Below are 19150 nucleotides of genomic sequence, written 5' to 3'. Positions count from 1 at the left end.
TATTATGCTAAGTTCTTTCATCTTTTTAAGAGAACATAAGGGTAATAGAAAACCCATCATCTTGTCACATTATTCCTCATAATTAGTCCTATTTGTCACCTTCATGAAGAATTTCATTCACCTCCGCTGCACGTGGTGAACACTAAATAACTCAAAACAATGTAACCTGAGCAACTGAAGATTGAATGTCCTCGTTTGCTTCATAAGGCTCTTCTACACGTGTCTTCTTAATGCCATTCCAAGAGTAAGAAATTGAATTAACAAGATTTGAATTCCCCATTCGATTGAGAACATAAATCGAAAGATCAGGCACTACATCGAAACATCCCCATAAGGATTGAGAGTTTAACGTGTAATCAAAGTCGTACATCTCAATAACTTTGAACGCTTCTTTGATATTGTTATCATCTACGCCTGCAAACGCTTCGTCTAATGCAAATATACGAGGAGCTTCACAATGAGCATTTTGCAAACGTGCATCAACAGCAGCTAGAAGTGGAGTATACATCGCCATTGCTCGCTCACCACCAGAGAATGTGTTGTAATTGCTTTTCTTCATTTCTTTGCGCTTTTCACCTGTTTTTTCGTAGTAAATAATGAACTCATACCATTCACGGTAATCCAAGACTGACTTAATATCTTCCATGAAGGTCGACGTACCGCTCAACTCTGCTTTGCGTTTCGCCTCATATACCTTGGAACGAAAATGATGAGCTATCCTTTTCCTATCGGGATCCGCAAGCCACATAGGATCCTTCTCTAGAAATCGAACCAATTCTAGCGTATCGAGTTCTTGTTCACTGTCAGTCTTTTTGGGTGACCACTCGACATCAAACTTTAGTCCACTGGAGTTCTGCGTCTTTTCCATTATTGTATTGATACGTGCTACCCAATCTTTTGAATTTTGAATTTTGTTTTTTATGGTTTCTCCCACATGATTAATCAGGATATCTTCGTAAATCTCACGATCCTTTTCATCCATTACCTCTGCAAGCGTTTTATCTTGCTCGGCCAGTTTGATTTTGGCAAACGAGGGCGAAACTCGACGCGACTGATACTCTAATGTAATTTTTTCACGTCTGGCTATCATTTTAAGCATTTCCACACGACTTTCATCTTCAATAGACATATGAGAAAAATCGACTCTAAATTCTAACGGTTCCATCGTCAAATTGTATTCTGGTAAGCCCTTATCCGCATATGAGAAAACATTGCCTAACTCGCTTTTATTTTTTACTCTATCCTTTTTCGAGAGGAGCTGCCCGAACTTGGACATGATACTCTCAGCAAGCGATACCGTTTCTGATTCGATTTCAAGCTCAAATTTTCCGCTGAATTCTTTTACATCTTGAAACAAAGCAATTTCCCATGCCAAAACAAGCTCTTGCATAAAAAGTTCTTTCTGAGCACCAGTCGAAAGACGTTCACGAAGATTTTCCAATTCGTTTTTCAAATCACTAAGTTCCCTGTCCAGAGCCCTTTGGTCTATCGGAAATTGTTCCAGCTTATCGTTAATACTTTGGGCAAGCTTTCGAATATTATCCGCGCCAATATCTTGTAACTGCTTTTCATAGCTTTCTATTCGTGTATCTATGCTTTTGATTCTCCCATCAAGTGATAGAACATCGGCCCTTGCCACATCCATAACATCTTTAAAAGTACTTATCTTGTCATCCTGATTCTTTAGAAGACTTTGTTTATCCCCTCGGGAACGGTAAGAACTCTTCAGATTTGATAATGCTCGCTCAAAATTTCGTAAGCCATCACACGCATCATTTACGGCTTGCTCATTCTTCTCAATAGTGATATCTACGAACTCTACATTTAGGTTCCTAATTTGTATCTCCACGCTGGTGTTTTGTTCCTTGAATTTTTCATTTAACGACGAGATCTCAGGCTCTAACAATTCTGCAATGCGTTTTGCAACGACTTCAAATTTTTCTTTGGCATCCTTTAGAGCCGGAAATTTTGGGAATGACCGGTACTCAACTTCAATTTTTCTTTGTCGCGTTTTACTTTCATTAGAAAGTACTTCTAGCTCATCAATTTCAAGCTTAAGAGCAGCAACCTTTTCTTTTAACATTGCAATTATACGAAGTCTCTCTTGTTCCCGCGCATGCTTTCCAATATATTTGGCTACACCATACTGTGAAGCAGTTCCGGCTATAAAAGAACCTTTAAATGTTCCATCAGCTGTTACAAAATGAACGTCCTCATTAGAAACCGAAATCCCCTTCAGAACTGCTAGCACATCATCATGACTCACATCACCAGTATCCGAAACCGAAACATCTAAGTACTTTGTTAGATTGTTTGGTACCTGAGCCTGATGAGTACTTAGAACCGTTCCAGACAATGCTTCGTTATAACGGTTAGCGGGTACAATCAGCGAGGTTAGTATACCAGTTTCAGTAAGTACCGATTCCAAACGTGACTTCTGCTCCTCAGTAAGATTCTTTTTAAAATCAACCACAGCGTAAAAAGGTACATATGGTATTCCTTTTTCTTTGAACTTCCGTATCTGGTTCTCCTTGGCTATCAGAAGTTCAGGTTCAATTTCATCAGTTCTCTCAAGAACAACAACTTCTTCTTTAGTAATATCTCTTTCTTCAACCTTTAATCGAATTTGTGCTTCTAGCCATGCTTGCTTTTTAATGCATTGGGACACTTGTTCTTCCCACTCACCCGAGATTGGCAACATCAATTGCTCCTCAGTCACATTTTCCAGATATCCATTAAACATCCGTTTCACACTCGTACTACTATTAACGCTAAGCACAAGAACTGTTAATTCATTCATCCAATTTTCAAGCTCTATATAAGCGTTGTTTCGTTCCAAATCATAGATATTCGCAAGAGAAGTGCGCCTTTTTCTTTCGTTTTCAAGAACTTCTTGTCTCACTTCAATTTGGTGTCTCATACCATCTAGATCGCGCTTCTTTTGGTCCAGCTCTTTAATTTGTTTGAGAAGTCCTCCAAGTCTTTGAAGCCTGATTCTTATTTCAGAATCCCAATTCAAAAAAAGATAATCCCCATTTTTTTCATTCCGTTTGAAATGGTCAGAGAATGCCAGATAGATGTCTTCAAATGCCGAATCTATCCCCAGTTCCTCCAGACTCTCCAACGCGACTTTAAGTTCTTTATCAATTGCCCACAATTCATTCTCAATATTACGCCGTTCGTTATTAGCATCCATTAATGATTTCTCATTTAACTCATATCGATTCTTTTTGGCGGATATCTCATTCAATATCCGCGCTAGCTCTTTTCTGGCAGTTTGAAGAGCGTCATCCAAATCCACTATTTTTTCATGCCCCAATTCCTGTCTTGCTTGCTTCAATCCTTCAATTTCACTTTCAAGGTTTCGGAGTTTTTGCTCGGTCACATCATAGTCAACACTTTTGGTTTCGATATCTTTTTGTACTCTCTGATGTTCCAAAACAATGGTATCCCACGCATTTTTGCTTTCCAAATAATACTTAGCCTTCTCCGCAAATACGTATGAAACATAATCGTCAAAACCTTTATCCAGTTTCGTTGCAAAACCAAGGTCGTTTTGCGTCTTTAGAATTTCCCGCTGTGTTTGGTCTTGTGCTTCCACGGTAGTAGTTAAAGCGGACAATTCATAATCGGATAATGGCGGTAATGATTCGTTCAAGGTTTCTTTTAAATCGTCCGGCCCTCCTCCTTTAGTTAATTTAGGACTCTTAAGCCGTACGAGTACATCAGTAAAAAGCTTAAGTCCTGTTACATCCGGAAACTTGAACAGTTGCTTATTAATCAGTTCCGCGTAATCTTTACTATCAACGACCGTACCACTCTCGCCGATTTCTGTTGTTATTTGTTTTCTATCTAAGGGAATTTGCTCTGGTGAATCATCTAGTACTTCTACCTTATAGAGTGGGATCGGATTTGGTCCACGCCCAATACGCCGATGACGGTCATGAATCACAAACCCCCAGGCATCTTCCAACCTTCTGTTTTTCCGTTTTGAATGTAGTCCAAATCCCGTCGTGATATACTGCTCCGTGTTCGTCAACTTATATTCAATCACAACATAACCAATGCGTTCGATAATGTCCTTGTTTAACGACTCTTCTCCAAGCAAGATGTCATAAAACTTGCGGTCACTTGACTCAAATGGATCCAACCGCTTAGGGTCTTTATTTCCATCTAGCATGAATGTAAAAAGCGTATTCATGGCAATCGATTTTCCCGCACCATTATGACCACGTAGTAACAGTCTTCCGTTCTTGAAGTAATATTCTTCATAATTAAAATACCAATAATTAAATAGGATGAAGCGATGAGGCTTCCAACGCTGTGTATGATTAGTCATCATCATACTCCTTTATTATTTTCTTCTTTAGGTTTTTCAAAAAATCTTCCGATTACATCATATAGTTTTAAATCACCTTCATGCGTTGTCTCCGCTAATTTCCATTCAAATAGCATATTCTTAATTTTATTCTTTATTTCAGTGATACTCATGCTTTTTAGACCTGTCGTCCATCCGTGGCTATTCTCATCTATAAGCTGTCGACACATAATATCCAAATCAATATTTGTTAAAATTACTGTCCCATCTTTTTGTTCAACGAGACTGTCATTATCGTCGATGATTTTAAGTCGCAACAACGTTGCAAACTGAACAAGTAGGTTCGATTCAGCATTACTTGCTGGAAAGAACCTACGAAACGTGCTTACGTTTTCTTTTACTAAAAAAGCACTGCTTCCGTAGACATCCAGATTCATATCGTAATATTTTTCGGCATGTTCATTTAAGTGGCGACTATACTGTTTTAAGTAATCAAAATCTGACGCCGATACTTCATGTCGATACAAGGCTGGCTCTAAAAATAGTTTCCGGTACAGTAAGTGCTTTCTTTCTAGACCTAATTCCTGTTCCTGAGTTTCTTGAATCAACATAATATCATTTAGCGTCAATTCTCCTTCAATATTAAAACCGATATTACGCATAAAATATTTCACAAGCCCAGTTGAACGCAGCAGTGCATCATTCGTTTCTCTGTCTTGGAAGTCTTCTATGTTTTTATCAATCACTTCTATCAGACACCGTTGAACAGCTTCTTTCAATACACGAACAAGTGATAGTCGGTTTCTATAGCCTTCGTTACCCTTCCATGTTAATGGTAGGGGGGATCCATTGACCGATCTCTTGGAACTTCTTGGGTAGTACGAAACGACCGCTTGGCAGACATCTGACAGAGTAAATTGCTTTGATGCCTTTCCATCCAAAAAAGCAAGTACACAGTAAAAAATGATGTAATCTTTCAATTCTTTGAAATCTAATATGCCTGTTGACGGTTGAGGCGTTACTTGAAACTTCTCAACTTTTGCAAAATTTGTCCCAACTACCAATTTAAAACGGAAGTAGTCCTTAAAATAATCCCGCAGAAACCCTTCATTTTGTTTAATTTCATAAAAAAGCTCTGGATTCTCCTTGCGCACAACCCAAAAATTATCGAGTAGTTGATGAATGCAATTAAGAGACTCCTGAGACAACTTTTTCACGCGTTTTCACCTCGGTAAAAGTCATTTGGAAATCAGGTAAGAAGAGGATTCCATCTAAACAATGCAATTCAATAATATCGTTACTAACCTTATGAAGTTTAAAGTTCACGCCCAGTTCTGTGGTACCTTCATAAATACCGTAGCCAACTGGATTCAACAGCGCCGCACTTATCCAATCCAATAATGCCTTTCGAACAAACGGCTCAATCCTCGTTTCCAAATCTTTCAAGATTAAGCAAGGCTGCTCCACGATCGCTTTTAATACAGTTTCTTCGTATGTCAGCCGCTCCGCGAGCAACCGTTGCTGCTCGAGTGCCTCCTGACTCACTTTCGAAACCTTCAAATTTTGTTTTATGGTTCTCTCGGATGGTGGTCGAATACGATACGTCACCTCTAGCTCATCCGGGTCAAAATCCCATACCGTACCATCATTCTTTTCCGACGGTTTCCGTGCGATTTTGAAATGCTGAATACCTTCGAACCCAAATAGGTAAGAAAAAACTTGATGGGCTTCTTCCAAGTTGCCGGACTTATGCATCATGTCTGCAAGTCGTAAAAATTCTGTTACTCGACTTTTTTTCACAAATTGTCGCTCTGCATAAAAATGCGCAAGCTTAGACATTTTACTGATGGCATCCCGAGTACGAACTTCAAGTTGAAACGCTTTGCTCGATTTAGTATCGCTTGCCAAAAACCAGTTGCGGATGCCTGTCCATACATCAAAAAAGGTATCGGAATACTCTTTATCCGACACAACCGAAGTGGTCGGCATATTTTTTTTATGACGGACGAGTTGCATTACGATGTTCTGAATTTTCTTCTCCGAAATGTGTGTAATAATATTAATTATCGCAGGCGAATTGCGGTTAAGTTCAACCATAAAATCCGTTAAATAAGAACAAAACTGATTTTTAAATACGATGAAGGCATCCGTTTCCATTTTGCTATCCAATTTATCACCGCTGATATGATTCAAATAATCCGAAGCATCATTATCAAGCTTTGTAAACCGTTCGAACAGTTCCTCCCACGCTTCATATAGTTGAACAAGCGAAGACGAATCCAACTCGGTTTGCATGGAAAATCCGTTTAATTTTACAAGCGCGTTATGTAGGTGCTCAGTGAGTTTTTTATCCAAAGAACCACCACGTATACGATGAAGTTTTTTCTCCATAAAAATAAGCATTTTTTCAAATTCAATCGTATATTCCGTTAGTGAATATGTTTTTCGATTCCTAATAAGTTCTTCCAATGTAACAGCATCTGTATTATCTTGGTTCAACACTAAGTTATTGTTTCCAACTAAGACCGATAAATCAGCATCTTGCTCTTCGAGTGTATAATCCCCAAATTCCGGAAATTGTTTAAGATGCGTGAAAATTTCTATTGGTAAAACTTCATTATTAAATATACGATGTTGCTCATACATGTATCTTAATATTGGACGATACCGGTGCGTTTTTTGTGTTGACAAATAACTTGCTTCTTCTATAGCACGCGTCAATGACAAATCCAAGCGAAACACTCCTTTTCTAAGTTATGTTTTACATAATTAGGTAAACAGAGTCTCATTTTTATATGAAAATACCGATATTGGAGATTGGTCGAATCCTCTCCGCTCCCATTACCTTTGCCGGACTGAGGGGTGAATGCCCCAATGCTTGAACCAGAAGTTAACTGAAGTTCAGACTTCCTGATAAACTTTCAACAATATTTCTTCAAGTTAAATTCAAAGTATTGGACTCTATTGTTTTTTTATAACTGCTTCTTCGAGCTCAAAAAATCAAAGTTGCTCTAGATATGCCACCTACTTTACTGCATTCATATATTGCGTAATTATTTTCAATTAGAAAATTATGATAACGGTCTAGTAAGCAAATATCCTTTCTTAATTATTCTTTAAAAAGTAATGTTAAAACTAGGATAATCAACAGTGCTGAATTCTAGTGATTTATCCTCGTAGTCATCAAAGAAAAATATCATAAACGTGCTCGCATCAATATACCAATAATGGGAGCTTTAGCAAGAGTCCGATTCTCAAAAAAAATCTCCCCCTGACAGCTAATATTGACGCAAGGCGGAGCCGTTGCGTATCTAGTGATATGTGATGCATCTGACTTCTTTGAATAGCATTCATACTGCTATATGTTGTCTTTAAATATTCCGCAATTTGGATGAGTTGTGTGGGTAATATGCTTATTTCTTTTTTACTTCTTCCATGATGTAGTTCATAGTTGGATCTCTTACTGATGCAACTCATGAGGTGAGTAGATAATGATTAGTATCATTCACACTTTTGATCCTCTGTTTAATCATATATCGTCTAGTAATTTTGCACATATGCGTATACTTGTATGGTTACCTTCTTCTCTTTTTAAACCAGTCCACATATTTCACATATCGTAATAACGAAGTTTTTAAGTATAAGAAAAACAATAAATTAAACGAACACATCGTATTTGAAATATTCCTTTTAAATCATGTTTATATTGTATCATCAAATGGAAGACTGTTAAGATTGCTAACTATACTTTAAAACAAAAAACTCCCATCAATGACAGGGCTGTGTAGATCAATATTTCCTAATTACCTGTTGGTTCAGTGTAGACGTGACAACAAACTCCCTTGCAAGATGTACATCAAATCCATCGCTGTAAAACTGGCTATTGCCCCTCTGAATATATAAATACATAATTACTCTCATCCGACTTCTCTTCTGAGAAAACAAATCCTAACCGATCAAAGTTTCTAATATCCTCCACATCTGCAATTTTCCGCTCTGCCATATACCGTACCATCTCGCCTCTCGCCATTTTGGCGCGGGTTGCCTTTTCAACCAGCTTCCCATCGACCATTTGTCCAAATACACAAGTGATCAACCGGGTTTCGTCCTTCAGGAAAGGTGTGATGTTTTTGCTGTACTCTTTGGAAGCCAGATTCAAAATACAGTCGCTTTCCGCTTGAAGTTGATCTGCCAATTTGCTGCCCCAGAACTGATAAAGGGATTTGAACCCCGGACCTTGCAGTTTGCCCTGCATCTCCAACCGATAAGGGGTAACCCCATCCAAAGGCCGTAACATGCCATAAAAACCGGATAATATGCGTAAATGCTGCTGAAGATACGCCAGTTCCTCATTTTGAAAAACACCCGGAGCCATATACTGATACTGAATACCCTCATAGGCGTAGATGGCTGGCGTAAGATTAGCTTTTAAATTCATATTCCGAATGCGCTCCACGTTCTGTTCGGCGATTGCATCGTTACACTTCCACATTGTTTTGAGCTCGTCATAGGATAACTGTTGAAGCAGACTTAATAGCTGTTCTGACTCATTTATAAATTGCGGCATCTGTGCGATAGCCATAAGCTCGGTGTCGATCTTCATCTTTTTCGCTGGTGATATGATAATTCTCATCATGCTGATCCATCCTTAATCTACCGTTGTTATTGTCGTTATTCATTGTACAGGATTGGCTAGGTGAATCCAATATCTAGGCTTAACTAAATCCATTCATGGTGCCTTTGAAATGACTCAAAAATGAACAAGTCAGCCCACGATTGGACCGGCTTGTTCATTAGAATTCAACACATTAACTTGTTGAAAAAGTACGGCGTGCATTTCAAACTGCTATTAGGGAGATACGCTCCCCGCGCCGCTATTTTGCTCTGTTTTTGTAGTCGGCAATTGAATCATTGGCGTATTTGACCCACTTACATATGGAAGGGCTCCATCCCATTTCTTGATGGTTTCATATTCAACGAGTTGACTCGATAATGATTGTTGAAGCTCTTTATTTGCTTTAGCTTGACCTTCTGCTTCGATCAATAGTTTGTCTGCATTACCTTGTGCTTCCACGCGCTTACGATCTGCTTCTTTTTTGGCGATCTCAAGTTCAGTCGTTTTACGTTCCAGTTCTTGAGAAGCTTCGACACGCTTATCGATTGCTTCCTGAGTCTTAGCATCAGGTTGAGGAACACCTACAGTAACGTTTGATACAATAAAGCCTAACTCTTTAACGTCATCAGAAAAACGTTGTTGAACATCCACTCCTGCTTCGGATGACTTTTCACCATAAACATCAATTACTGTAAACTTGGAAATACCTTTACGAGCTGCGTCACGGAAACGTGTTTTGAGATATGTATCCTCAATTTCTTGAATGCTAATTGGCCCAAATGTATTGAATATAGAAGATACTTTACTTGGTTCTACTTGGTAGTTGTAAGCAAAATCGATTGTGATGTTTTTCCCGTCAGAAGTAGCAATCTGAATATCTCTGTATTCAACCGTTTGAATTCGGATCGGATATTTGGTTACTTTATCAAACGCTCCAACGAGTTTCCACCCTTGACTCAGTGTACTATCTTTTACGCCTCCATTTGGTGAATAAACAACCCCAACATATCCATTAGGAATTCGTGTTAAAAAGAAGGTCAACAGTAACACTCCCACAATAATAACCAAGGCAACCGTGATCGCCCCTACCCTAAACGTCTTTGAATTTTTCATCATCATTCTCCTCTTGTTTGAATTTATTATATTTCTTCAGAATTCTACTACCTATTTTATTGAATAGCGGGATCATTAATGCCCACAGAATAAATGCTAGGATCAAGATTAAAATGATTCCCCCAATAAATGGCATATTCGTCCTCCCCTCTATGGATGTAACCGAGTACAAATTTATAAATAGCAACTAATTATATCCTCCTTTATATATACTTTGTAAAATCGTATTCGGTTTCAAGGATATTCAGACACCATTCCAATATCCTTCTTTGCTGTCAATTGAAAAGAGGGACATAATAATACGGAAGATTTCCCCAATCCCCTCGCCTGCACAATCAAAATATAAAAGAAACCCCGGTAGCACGTCTGCATTCAGCAGCGCACAACCGGGGTTCACTATTATTTTAATTATTACTTATATCCTTAACCTAACTCATCTTGTAAAATCATGCTGCCCAATCGTCAGTAATGTTGGTCTGCTCTTACTCCACAACGAAGTCGCAATTTTCGGATTGTAATAATAGAGCGCTCCGTGTGTTGGATCAGTGCCATTCAAAGCTTTACGAGCTGCCTGATAGGAAGTCTGGGTTGGCTTCGTATTAAACTGTCCATCGTCTATGGCTGTGAACTGCCCTTTTTGGAAAATTACTTTCGGAATTGATGATGGGAATGCATTCGAATGCACTCGATTCAGGACGACCGCGCCTACAGCAACCTGTCCTTCAAAGGACTCTCCGCGTGCTTCCCCATGAATCAGCTTCGCAAGCTGGCGCAGCGTGTTACCTTGGGCTGCTGCCTTCTTGTTCAGTCTGTTCAGTGTTGCCGGGCCTGCAATCCCATCCGCACTCAGCCCCTGAGCCTGCTGGAACTTACGGACAGCGCCTTTGGTAATAGAACCGTAATATCCGGTCAATCCAGCTTTGAAATACCCCAGTTCGTTTAATTGCTCCTGCAATTGCAGTACATGTTCACCGCGAACGCCCTGTTCCAGCTTCTGTGCTCCGGCAGGCGGAGCTGCCATCGTGAGACCGAGAGCCATTGCGAAGGCACCGAGAAGCACACTGACTCGTCCTGCTCTTTTGCCAGCCTTTCTCCCTCTGCGATGGGTGATTTTCCGGCTGATGGTAATAGGTTCCATGTGGCCAGTGCTTGTGTGCAAATCATGCAGATCAAGCCTCTCATCCCCGTTATCTAATCTAAACTCTTCATCTAGGCTGTAGATATAGCTCGTCATCTTCATCTGTTTCATTTCTTTCATCTCTTTAACAGGAGTAAGATCAATCACATCATATCTCCCGTTTATCTCACTTATCTTATCGTTGCCATTATAGCTGTACATTACATTCATACCGACATTATCAGTCACACGTACTACTTCACACACGCCATTCTGTCCACTCATCATATGCTTTTCATTCATTTTATTCTTCTCATTCATCATATTCTTTTCAATCATTTCACACGTTTGATCCATTTCAATTTTGTTCTTCATCATTCCATTAACCTCCACTTTTCTGAATCCAGATCCCACTTCTTCCCCCTGAATCCTCACGGCCCTACATCCCGAGTGTCATTATAGGATATAGAAAAAGTGACGTCTATCGGACCGATGGCGCAGGCGAAAATCCACTCTAAACACAGCAAAAAGAGACATGAGCCCATGGTCACGCCATAGTCATGCCTCTTCTTGTATCAACCTTCTGCCGCTTATCCAGCCCGTTATAGGCGTAGGCAGGCAGACCCGCACAAAAGTTGCGTTGTATTTATTGACATTTATTCAGCCAGTTCCAGACCCTTGGTTTCCCGGCCCAGGAACAGCACAGCCGCTGCCCCAATAAGGATGGTCACGAAGAAAATCGTGAAAATCAGGCTGATTGCAACCTCACGCTGAACCAACATACCAACCATTAATGGAGCAAGCACGCCCCCAATCCGGCCTACCGATGTGGCAAGACCCACACCTGTTGAACGAACGGAAGTGGGGTATAATTCCGGACTATACGCGTACAGACCGCCCCAAGCTCCCAGATTGAAGAAGGAAAGACAGATACCTGCGGTCAGAATCGTCGCTTCCGTTGTTGCCAGTCCAAAAGCAATCGCACTTACTGCTGTCAATGTAAGATAAACGACAAGTACAAATTTGCGTCCAAACCGCTCAATGAAATACGCCGCCGTAAAGTAACCTGGCAGCTGCGCGATCGTCATAATCAGCACGTACTGGAAGCTTTTGACCAGCGTAAAACCTTTTGCCATAACAACCGACGGCAGCCACAGGAACATTCCATAATAGGAGAAAATGACGGTAAACCACAAGATCCAGAGCATCAACGTTGTACGGCGATGAGGTGCTGACCATACCGTCGCAACCTTCTCGCGGAACGTGATTTTCTTAATCTTGGTATTGTTCTTGTAACGAGGCGGGTCCTGAATGGCACGGCGCAGATACAGCGCGTAGAACGCCGGAACGGCGCCAATGGCAAAAGCAATTCTCCAGCCATATTCCGGGATAACAAAGTTGGCAATGAGTGCCGATACAATCCAGCCACCTGCCCAGAAACTCTCCAGCAATACAACTGCACGTCCACGTTCTGCCGTAGGCATCGACTCCGATACCAACGTAGATGCAACGGGCAGTTCCCCGCCGAGGCCGATACCTGCAATCAGACGCAGTACACACAATACGGCGAATCCGGTCGCCAATGCTGACAGGCCACTAGCAATCGTAAAGATCAGTAGGGTCCACATCAAAATGGCTTTACGCCCGAAACGATCCGCAAGTGCCCCCGCAAGCAATGCACCTAGCGCCATACCGATGGAGTTGATACTCGTAAGCACCCCGACTTGTCCGGGACTGAGACTCCATTCCTTGGCAAGTGCAGCCACGATGAAGGAAATCATACCCACTTCCATGGCATCAAACAGCCAGCTCATGCCGGCACTGAACAGCAGCTTGCGCTGCTTGGGATTCCGCAATACTTCCAGTTTGCTCATGTCTTATAGCTCCCTTGATCTCTATGTAGTCATTCTGACACTAAACCATTATTATGCAGAATGATCCAGAAATCAATGTAAAATACGCATATCCGTTGATCTTCTTCCTATACCTTACCCCTTGAGTGAACCCGCTGTCAGACCTGCTACAAAATAACGCTGGAGCAGAATGAACAGCACGATCATCGGAATGGCTGTTACCAGTACACCGGTGAGCATCATCGGATAGTTGGTCACGTATTCCCCGCGGAACTGCATGAGTGCGAGTGGTAACGTCAGCTTGGACTTACTGCTGAGCATCAGCATCGGAATGAGCAGATCATTCCACACCATAACGAGCAGGAACGTGGCTGTAGCTGCCAGAGAAGGTGCGGCGAGTGGTAGGGCAATACGTGTATAGAGCCTCCACTCGCTTGCTCCATCCATACTGCCCGCTTCCAGTATTTCCGCATTCAGCATACGCATGAAGCCCGTCAGCATAAATACGGAGACCGGCATCAGCATCGCGGCTGAAACTACAATGAGTCCTGTCAGACTGTCCGACCATCCGAGCGTACGTGTCAGGGAATAGATCGGCAGCATGCTCACTTGGGAAGGAACGATCAGACCTGCAACGAACAAAGCAAACACAATTTTGCCCACGCTGCCACCCCAGCGAACAATGGCATAAGCAATCATGCTGCTGAGCAACAACTCAATCGCAACGGTACCCAGCGTTACGACCAGACTGTTCCCGAAATACTGCCACATCGGCTGGTTGCGGAACATGCCAGTGAGATTGTCCCATGTAAACGGGTCCGGCCAGCTAAATGGACTGATGAAGAAATTGCTGCTCGTTTTGAACGATGACACAAATACAAAGTACAGCGGCACAAGAATTAACAGGGCGTACACCAATAGGATCAGTCGATTGAACCATTTTAAAACCATAGGAACCCCCTCCCTTCTTCTTTAAGTCTTTTAGGTCTGCTCAGGCATCGTCGTTCTCATTCAAGTTTTCTGCCCTAAAGTCATTTCAACGTAATGAAATCCAGAACTCGTTCAATAATTCGTTTAACAATTAGAATACTCACGACTCACCTATTCACGAACATATCAATCCGTCCAATCGTTAATAGCTTACCCGGTCGGCACGCAGCGCTTTGAACTGCAATAACGTCAGCAAAGCGAGCAGAACCAGGAAAATCATCGAACCCGCAGAAGCGAGGCCAAATGAATAGCTACCAAAGGCGGTATGATAGATGTATGTCGTCAAAATTTCAGTAGCGTAGTTCGGTCCTCCGTCTGTCATCGTGAAAATGAGATCAAAAGCCTTGAAGGATTGAATCGTGGTATAGGCCACGACAATTGTTGCCGAAGGTGCAAGCAGTGGCCAGGTCACAGTACGGAATACCTGCCATTTGCTGCCGCCATCCATACGTGCTGCTTCATACAACTCCGCCGGAATGCCTTGCAGACCTGCGATAAACACAATCATCATCTGCCCGGCATGTGCCCAGACCTGTACCGCAGCAATTGAGTAAATTGCGATCTTCGGATCACCAATCCAGTTGTGGGCAATGCTCCCCATACCTGCCTCGTTCAATCCATAGTTAATCAACCCGATCGAAGGATCGTACATAAAGGCCCAGATCAGACCCACCGATACGGAGGACAGAATCGCAGGCAGAAAATAGAGCGCCCGGAGCGCGATGCGTGTCTTTGTGTTACGTACCAAAAGCAGCGCCAGAACAAGTGAAATAAAGGTTTGCGCAATGACAACCGTTAACATGAACTCGACGTTGTTGCCAAAGGCTTTGCGAAATACGATGCTGCTGAGACTGTCCTTGTAATTATCCAGCCCTACAAATGCATACGACGGGGATACCCCGTCCCAATCCGTAAAGGAGTAGAACAGCCCCGTCAATGTAGGAAATACGAACAGTGCAACGTACAGCAGCAACCCGGGTAACAAAAACAGGGATAGCTGAATACGGTTCTTCATCGTTTATTTCCCGATATGCTGATCAATGATCGCCTGTGCCTGCTGCGCTGCTTCTTCAGGAGAAGTTCCGCTCAGTACAGCCTGAATGGAGTTGGTTACTGCTTTCTGATTATCTCCGTTCAGGATAGTGAACCGTGGCTGGAACACGGTTTTTTTGCTCGCCCAATCTCCGGCAACCTGGAGCTCAGGTGTATCGTACTTCACATCATTCACCGTTACATTCTGTCCCGTCTGGTTGGCATATTCGCCAGCCACTTCCGGATTGCTCAGGAATTCGATGAACTTCTTCGCTTCTTCGGGGTGTTTGGACTTGCTGTTCACCGCAAGCATAAATGTCGTCGTATGAACGCCTTCATACTTCGCCTGATCGGCACTCACCGTAATCGGTGCAAGCAGCTTCTGCTCCAGATTCGGATTTTGAAGCTTGTTCTGTGCCAACTGATACGATCCGCTCGCCAGCATGGCTGCTTTCTCCTGGATAAAGAGTGCTCCCGCTGCCGGGTCTTTCGTTCCCAGTGCGTCCTGCTGGAAGTATCCTTTGTCGTTCAGTTCTTTGATCTGAGTTAAGGTTTTCACCCAAAACTCATCCGTCAGTTTGGCCTCTCCGGCTTCCACTTTGGTAAAAATGTCGTCACTCGGTGCATTGTTCATCACCATCGTATTCATGAATTGGCCTGGACCAATATCCGCTCCAGCAAATGCAATCGGAATGATGCCGTTGTCTTTCAGCGTCTGGCATAGTGCCAGGAAGCCTTCCCAATCCGTTGGCGGGGTCAATCCATATTTTTCGAACAACTTCACATTGTAGATTGGATCGTTATATACGAGTTGATAAGGAATTGCATATTGCTTGCCATCGTGCTGGCCTGCTTCAATTAGCTTAGGATTGTATGCAGACAGAAACGACGATCCAGTCAGATCAGTGAACAATCCGGCTTTAGTGAAGGCTTCGAACTGTGCACCAGGGAAGGAAGCAAATACATCCCCAACTGAACCATCACTGATTTTGGATTGTACAGTGGATTGATATTGGTCCGAAGGAAGAGTCTGCATTTCCACATGGATGTTCGGATTTTCCTTTTCAAACGCATCAATCGTTTTGTTCAGCGCTTCCACATCCTCTCCACGCCAGTGCATGAAGCTGATCGTTACTTTGCCCGAACCGGAGGAATCGTTCCCTCCTGATGCCGCGTTATCCCCGCCGCCGCAGGCAGACAGCAGGATGGACATCACCAGCATACTGACAAGGGTCAGGATATATTTTTGTTTTTTTCTCATGAAAGAAGACCTCCTGAAGGATGATTAATGTGAGTTGCATGAATGTTTTTACACTGGGCACTCCGAGTGCAGTACCATCTTCCGATCGCTGTTATCCCCGGATTTTTTGAATTATTCCTTTCAATGGGAAAATCCGGTGATAAAGGCGAGCGCTTCGCTTCTTCAGATCGGCTCTGCTCTCTCCGTTAAAGTGTAAAAAAAGGGTTAACTCACTTAGTTGGTAGTAACTGATTGCTGTATTTGTCTTGTTTTCCACTTCTCACGAATAATGGGCATAACCGTGCGGCCGAAGATTTCGGCTTCTTCCAGATGCGGATAACCGGACAGAATGAAAGTCGTCACGCCCAGATCTCCATATTCCATCAATCGTTCTGCGACCTGTTCTGCTGTACCCAAAATGAGGATTGCTCCGCCGGAACGTACAACTGACAAACCTGTCCACAGGTTGGGACCTACGACAAACTGCTGCTTCTCGGACAGCTCCCGCAACTCATTCTGTCTGCGTTGGTTAGTCGCATCCGTCTCCGCAAAGATAGCCTTGGCTTTCTCGATGGCCTCTGGTGGGACTTTGCTAATAATCTCCCAAGCCGCCGCCCATGCTTCTTCTTCCGTATCCCGGATGAGTACTTGTGCCCGCATGCCGTAACGCAACTGGCGATCTTGTCCTGTTTCCTCTTTGATCTGTCCACGAATGACTTCAATTTCTTCGATCTGCTCCTGAATCCAGTCATGCGGCTCGCCCCACATGAGGAATGTATCTGCGTGTTCAACAGCGACCCGTTTCGCAATCGGTGAACTTCCACCCAAGTAGAACGGCGGATACGGATTTTGCACCGTTTCAGGCATGCCTACCGGACCTTTGAAATTATAATACTTACCGTTAAACTCCGAATTGTCTTCGGATGCTTCCTGATTCGATATGGCACCACTTCCAGCAAACTCGGTCAGATTGAGCCCGGCCGATTGTGTCCATGAACGCTTCATCACTTCCATGTACTCGCTCGCCCGTTCATAACGTTCATCATGGGCATGAGCCAGTGGATCTCCCAGTTCCTCCAAATCCCGAACCGAACTGCCTGTCACCACATTGATCATGGCACGACCGCCAGACAGTTGATCCAGTGCCGCTCCCATACGCGCCGCCAATACAGGGGTGACCAGACCCGGTCGAATGGCCACAAGTGGACGCAGTGTTTTCGTGTGACTCATGACAGCCGAACCCACAACCCACGCATCCAGACAGGCTCCCCCTGTCGGAATCAATACAAATTCAAAACCTGCCGTCTCCGCTGTCTGCGCTACTTGAACCAAATAATCCAGACTCGGTTCCCGCTCCGGGGCAACTCCTACATATTTTCCGTCTCCTGCTGTAGGCAAAAACCAACCAAATTTCATCTCTTCCTGTTCGCTCACGCAAGTCAATCCCTTCTGGTCATAAATTGATCTAATGAATAGTTTCACTCAGCACTTCGGTTACAGAAAACCTTTCGATCACTCTTGTCCCCAGATTTCTTTTAATTCCCTTTTCAAGGGAAAATCCGGTGACAAAGGCGCACGCTTCGCTTCTTCAGGTCTTTTCTGTCCCCTACGTTGCCGTGTAATTCTTAAAGTTGAATTTATAGAGTAGTTACACTTTCAAATGCCGATTAATTAACTTGGTTTAATAGGTATGGACATCATAACAATTGATTTGTCTGTGAGCAATGTCATTTCGCGGCCATTTCATTTTGTCATTTTGTGGTGAATTCACAGGAATAGGTCTTCTCGATCTTGAATATTTACAAAACCCACCTGTATAATGGGTTATAAGAGAAAATTTCAGAGATTACAAACTATACTTATATTAAAGAGGTGTTCCTGATGATCGAGAGCATGAAGGAGGACCACCACGAGTTTTTGGATATTATTTTTTTTACTCCGTCTGAATTCGAGAAAGCCGGTGGAGCATGGCCGATTCGAATCGGTCGTAATATAGCCAAGAGCAATTATCATATTGGCCCTCGAACGACGCCTTTTCATTATTTAATTTTTGTTCTGGAGGGCGAGGGAACTTTCATACAGAACGGACATCGTTATTCCCTGCGTGCCCGCGATGCATTCTGCCTGTATCCACAGGTTACCCATGAGTACTGGTCCGACCCAAAGGAGTCTTTGCACAAAATTTTCATTGCCTTTGATGGAAAACATGCAGCTGAACTTTTGGCACGAATCGGGCTTACTCCAGACGCGCCGCATCGTTCAGGTGTACTCACGCCGGAGACGGCAAGTGGCATGCGTGCTTTTATGGAAGAGGTTCGCAAACCTCAGGGAGGCGCAAGCGACCTGGGACGACTTACCCGTTTTCTCGGATTGTTTGACCGGATTGCCAAATCCCCTGCTACCCGAGTGCTTCAACCAGACTCTGCCACACCCTGGCTGCAAAAGGGCAAGGAGTACATGGATATTCACTTTGCCGGCGGCATTACCGTGGAAGGTGTATCTTCTCACGCTGGCGTGGATCGGACCCATTTTGCCAAACAATTCCGTAAAGCCTACGGCCTGTCTCCTGTCCAGTATATTCAACGTCTCAAAATGAATCAGGCCAAACGGCTGCTTGTTCAGACCCCGTTAACGTTAACTGAAGTAGCGCATTCGGTGGGTTACCCTGATCTGTTTTCTTTCTCCAAAGCGTTCAAAAAGCAGGTGGGTCTGCCACCCAACAGATATCGAACGGCCGAGAACAATAAAAGCTGATTTGTCGCCATCCGCATGCTAACGAATAGCAAAAAAGGCAAGCCTCCTTGATCGGAGACTTGCCTTTTCCTCATTACATATTACAGTGCTCTTTCTTAAACTGCATATACCTAATATA

General features: G+C 43.0%; 12 protein-coding genes. 1 reads left to right on the top strand and 11 read right to left on the bottom strand.

Annotated elements, in window-relative coordinates; translation table 11 throughout:
• Positions 1–151 precede the first annotated feature (151 nt).
• The 11 genes from CRO25_RS00985 to CRO25_RS00930 all read right to left on the bottom strand — a co-directional run bounded on the left by CRO25_RS00985 (position 152) and on the right by CRO25_RS00930 (position 17694).
• Complete coding sequence (locus CRO25_RS00985) at positions 152–4339, bottom strand: TIGR02680 family protein (RefSeq protein WP_179132086.1); 4188 nt, start codon at positions 4337–4339, stop codon at positions 152–154.
• Between the two features lie 2 nt (positions 4340–4341).
• A complete protein-coding gene (locus tag CRO25_RS00980; protein WP_079694143.1) occupies positions 4342–5535 on the bottom strand; it encodes a TIGR02678 family protein in 1194 nt (397 codons plus the stop codon).
• A complete protein-coding gene (locus tag CRO25_RS00975; RefSeq protein WP_179132087.1) occupies positions 5507–7051 on the bottom strand; it encodes a TIGR02677 family protein in 1545 nt (514 codons plus the stop codon). The genes CRO25_RS00980 and CRO25_RS00975 overlap by 29 nt, the downstream gene beginning before the upstream one ends.
• Positions 7052–8198: 1147 nt before the next feature.
• Positions 8199–8951 (bottom strand): peroxide stress protein YaaA, encoded by a 753-nt coding sequence (yaaA, locus tag CRO25_RS00970; protein ID WP_079694300.1) that lies wholly within the window; start codon positions 8949–8951, stop codon positions 8199–8201.
• A 216-nt stretch (positions 8952–9167) separates the two neighbouring features.
• The gene (locus tag CRO25_RS00965; RefSeq protein ID WP_079694145.1) at positions 9168–10046 is read right to left on the bottom strand and encodes a prohibitin family protein; all 879 of its coding nucleotides are present in this window, start codon (positions 10044–10046) and stop codon (positions 9168–9170) included.
• 433 nt (positions 10047–10479) lie between these two features.
• The gene (locus CRO25_RS00955; protein WP_256863574.1) at positions 10480–11541 is read right to left on the bottom strand and encodes a cell wall hydrolase; all 1062 of its coding nucleotides are present in this window, start codon (positions 11539–11541) and stop codon (positions 10480–10482) included.
• Positions 11542–11819: 278 nt separating this feature from the next.
• The gene (locus CRO25_RS00950; protein ID WP_063565627.1) at positions 11820–13037 is read right to left on the bottom strand and encodes an MFS transporter; all 1218 of its coding nucleotides are present in this window, start codon (positions 13035–13037) and stop codon (positions 11820–11822) included.
• 114 nt (positions 13038–13151) lie between these two features.
• Positions 13152–13967 (bottom strand): carbohydrate ABC transporter permease, encoded by an 816-nt coding sequence (locus CRO25_RS00945; RefSeq protein ID WP_063565626.1) that lies wholly within the window; start codon positions 13965–13967, stop codon positions 13152–13154.
• A 181-nt stretch (positions 13968–14148) separates the two neighbouring features.
• A complete protein-coding gene (locus tag CRO25_RS00940) occupies positions 14149–15021 on the bottom strand; it encodes a carbohydrate ABC transporter permease (RefSeq protein ID WP_175480658.1) in 873 nt (290 codons plus the stop codon).
• Positions 15022–15024: 3 nt separating this feature from the next.
• Positions 15025–16299 (bottom strand): ABC transporter substrate-binding protein, encoded by a 1275-nt coding sequence (locus tag CRO25_RS00935; protein WP_072735338.1) that lies wholly within the window; start codon positions 16297–16299, stop codon positions 15025–15027.
• A gap of 213 nt (positions 16300–16512) precedes the next feature.
• Positions 16513–17694, bottom strand: coding sequence for an LLM class flavin-dependent oxidoreductase (locus CRO25_RS00930; protein WP_079694303.1), 1182 nt, complete (start codon positions 17692–17694; stop codon positions 16513–16515).
• Positions 17695–18159: 465 nt separating this feature from the next.
• Between CRO25_RS00930 and CRO25_RS00925 the strand changes: the two genes are divergently transcribed.
• Positions 18160–19032 (top strand): AraC family transcriptional regulator, encoded by an 873-nt coding sequence (locus tag CRO25_RS00925; protein ID WP_063565624.1) that lies wholly within the window; start codon positions 18160–18162, stop codon positions 19030–19032.
• Positions 19033–19150 lie beyond the last annotated feature (118 nt).

This window comes from Paenibacillus sp. RU5M (assembly GCF_900221055.1).
Lineage (GTDB): Bacteria > Bacillota > Bacilli > Paenibacillales > Paenibacillaceae > Paenibacillus > Paenibacillus marchantiae.
Note: the sequence above shows the minus strand (reverse complement) of the source record. Positions and strands in the feature narration are given on the sequence as shown.

Coding starts and splice junctions, on each gene's coding strand:
- CRO25_RS00985 (WP_179132086.1), bottom strand. CDS start 4,339: ATGACTAATCATACACAGCGTTGGAAGCCTCATCGCTTCATCCTATTT.
- CRO25_RS00965 (WP_079694145.1), bottom strand. CDS start 10,046: ATGAAAAATTCAAAGACGTTTAGGGTAGGGGCGATCACGGTTGCCTTG.
- CRO25_RS00955 (WP_256863574.1), bottom strand. CDS start 11,541: ATGATGAAGAACAAAATTGAAATGGATCAAACGTGTGAAATGATTGAA.
- CRO25_RS00940 (WP_175480658.1), bottom strand. CDS start 15,021: ATGAAGAACCGTATTCAGCTATCCCTGTTTTTGTTACCCGGGTTGCTG.
- CRO25_RS00950 (WP_063565627.1), bottom strand. CDS start 13,037: ATGAGCAAACTGGAAGTATTGCGGAATCCCAAGCAGCGCAAGCTGCTG.
- CRO25_RS00930 (WP_079694303.1), bottom strand. CDS start 17,694: ATGAAATTTGGTTGGTTTTTGCCTACAGCAGGAGACGGAAAATATGTA.
- CRO25_RS00935 (WP_072735338.1), bottom strand. CDS start 16,299: ATGAGAAAAAAACAAAAATATATCCTGACCCTTGTCAGTATGCTGGTG.
- CRO25_RS00925 (WP_063565624.1), top strand. CDS start 18,160: ATGATCGAGAGCATGAAGGAGGACCACCACGAGTTTTTGGATATTATT.
- yaaA (WP_079694300.1), bottom strand. CDS start 8,951: ATGAGAATTATCATATCACCAGCGAAAAAGATGAAGATCGACACCGAG.
- CRO25_RS00945 (WP_063565626.1), bottom strand. CDS start 13,967: ATGGTTTTAAAATGGTTCAATCGACTGATCCTATTGGTGTACGCCCTG.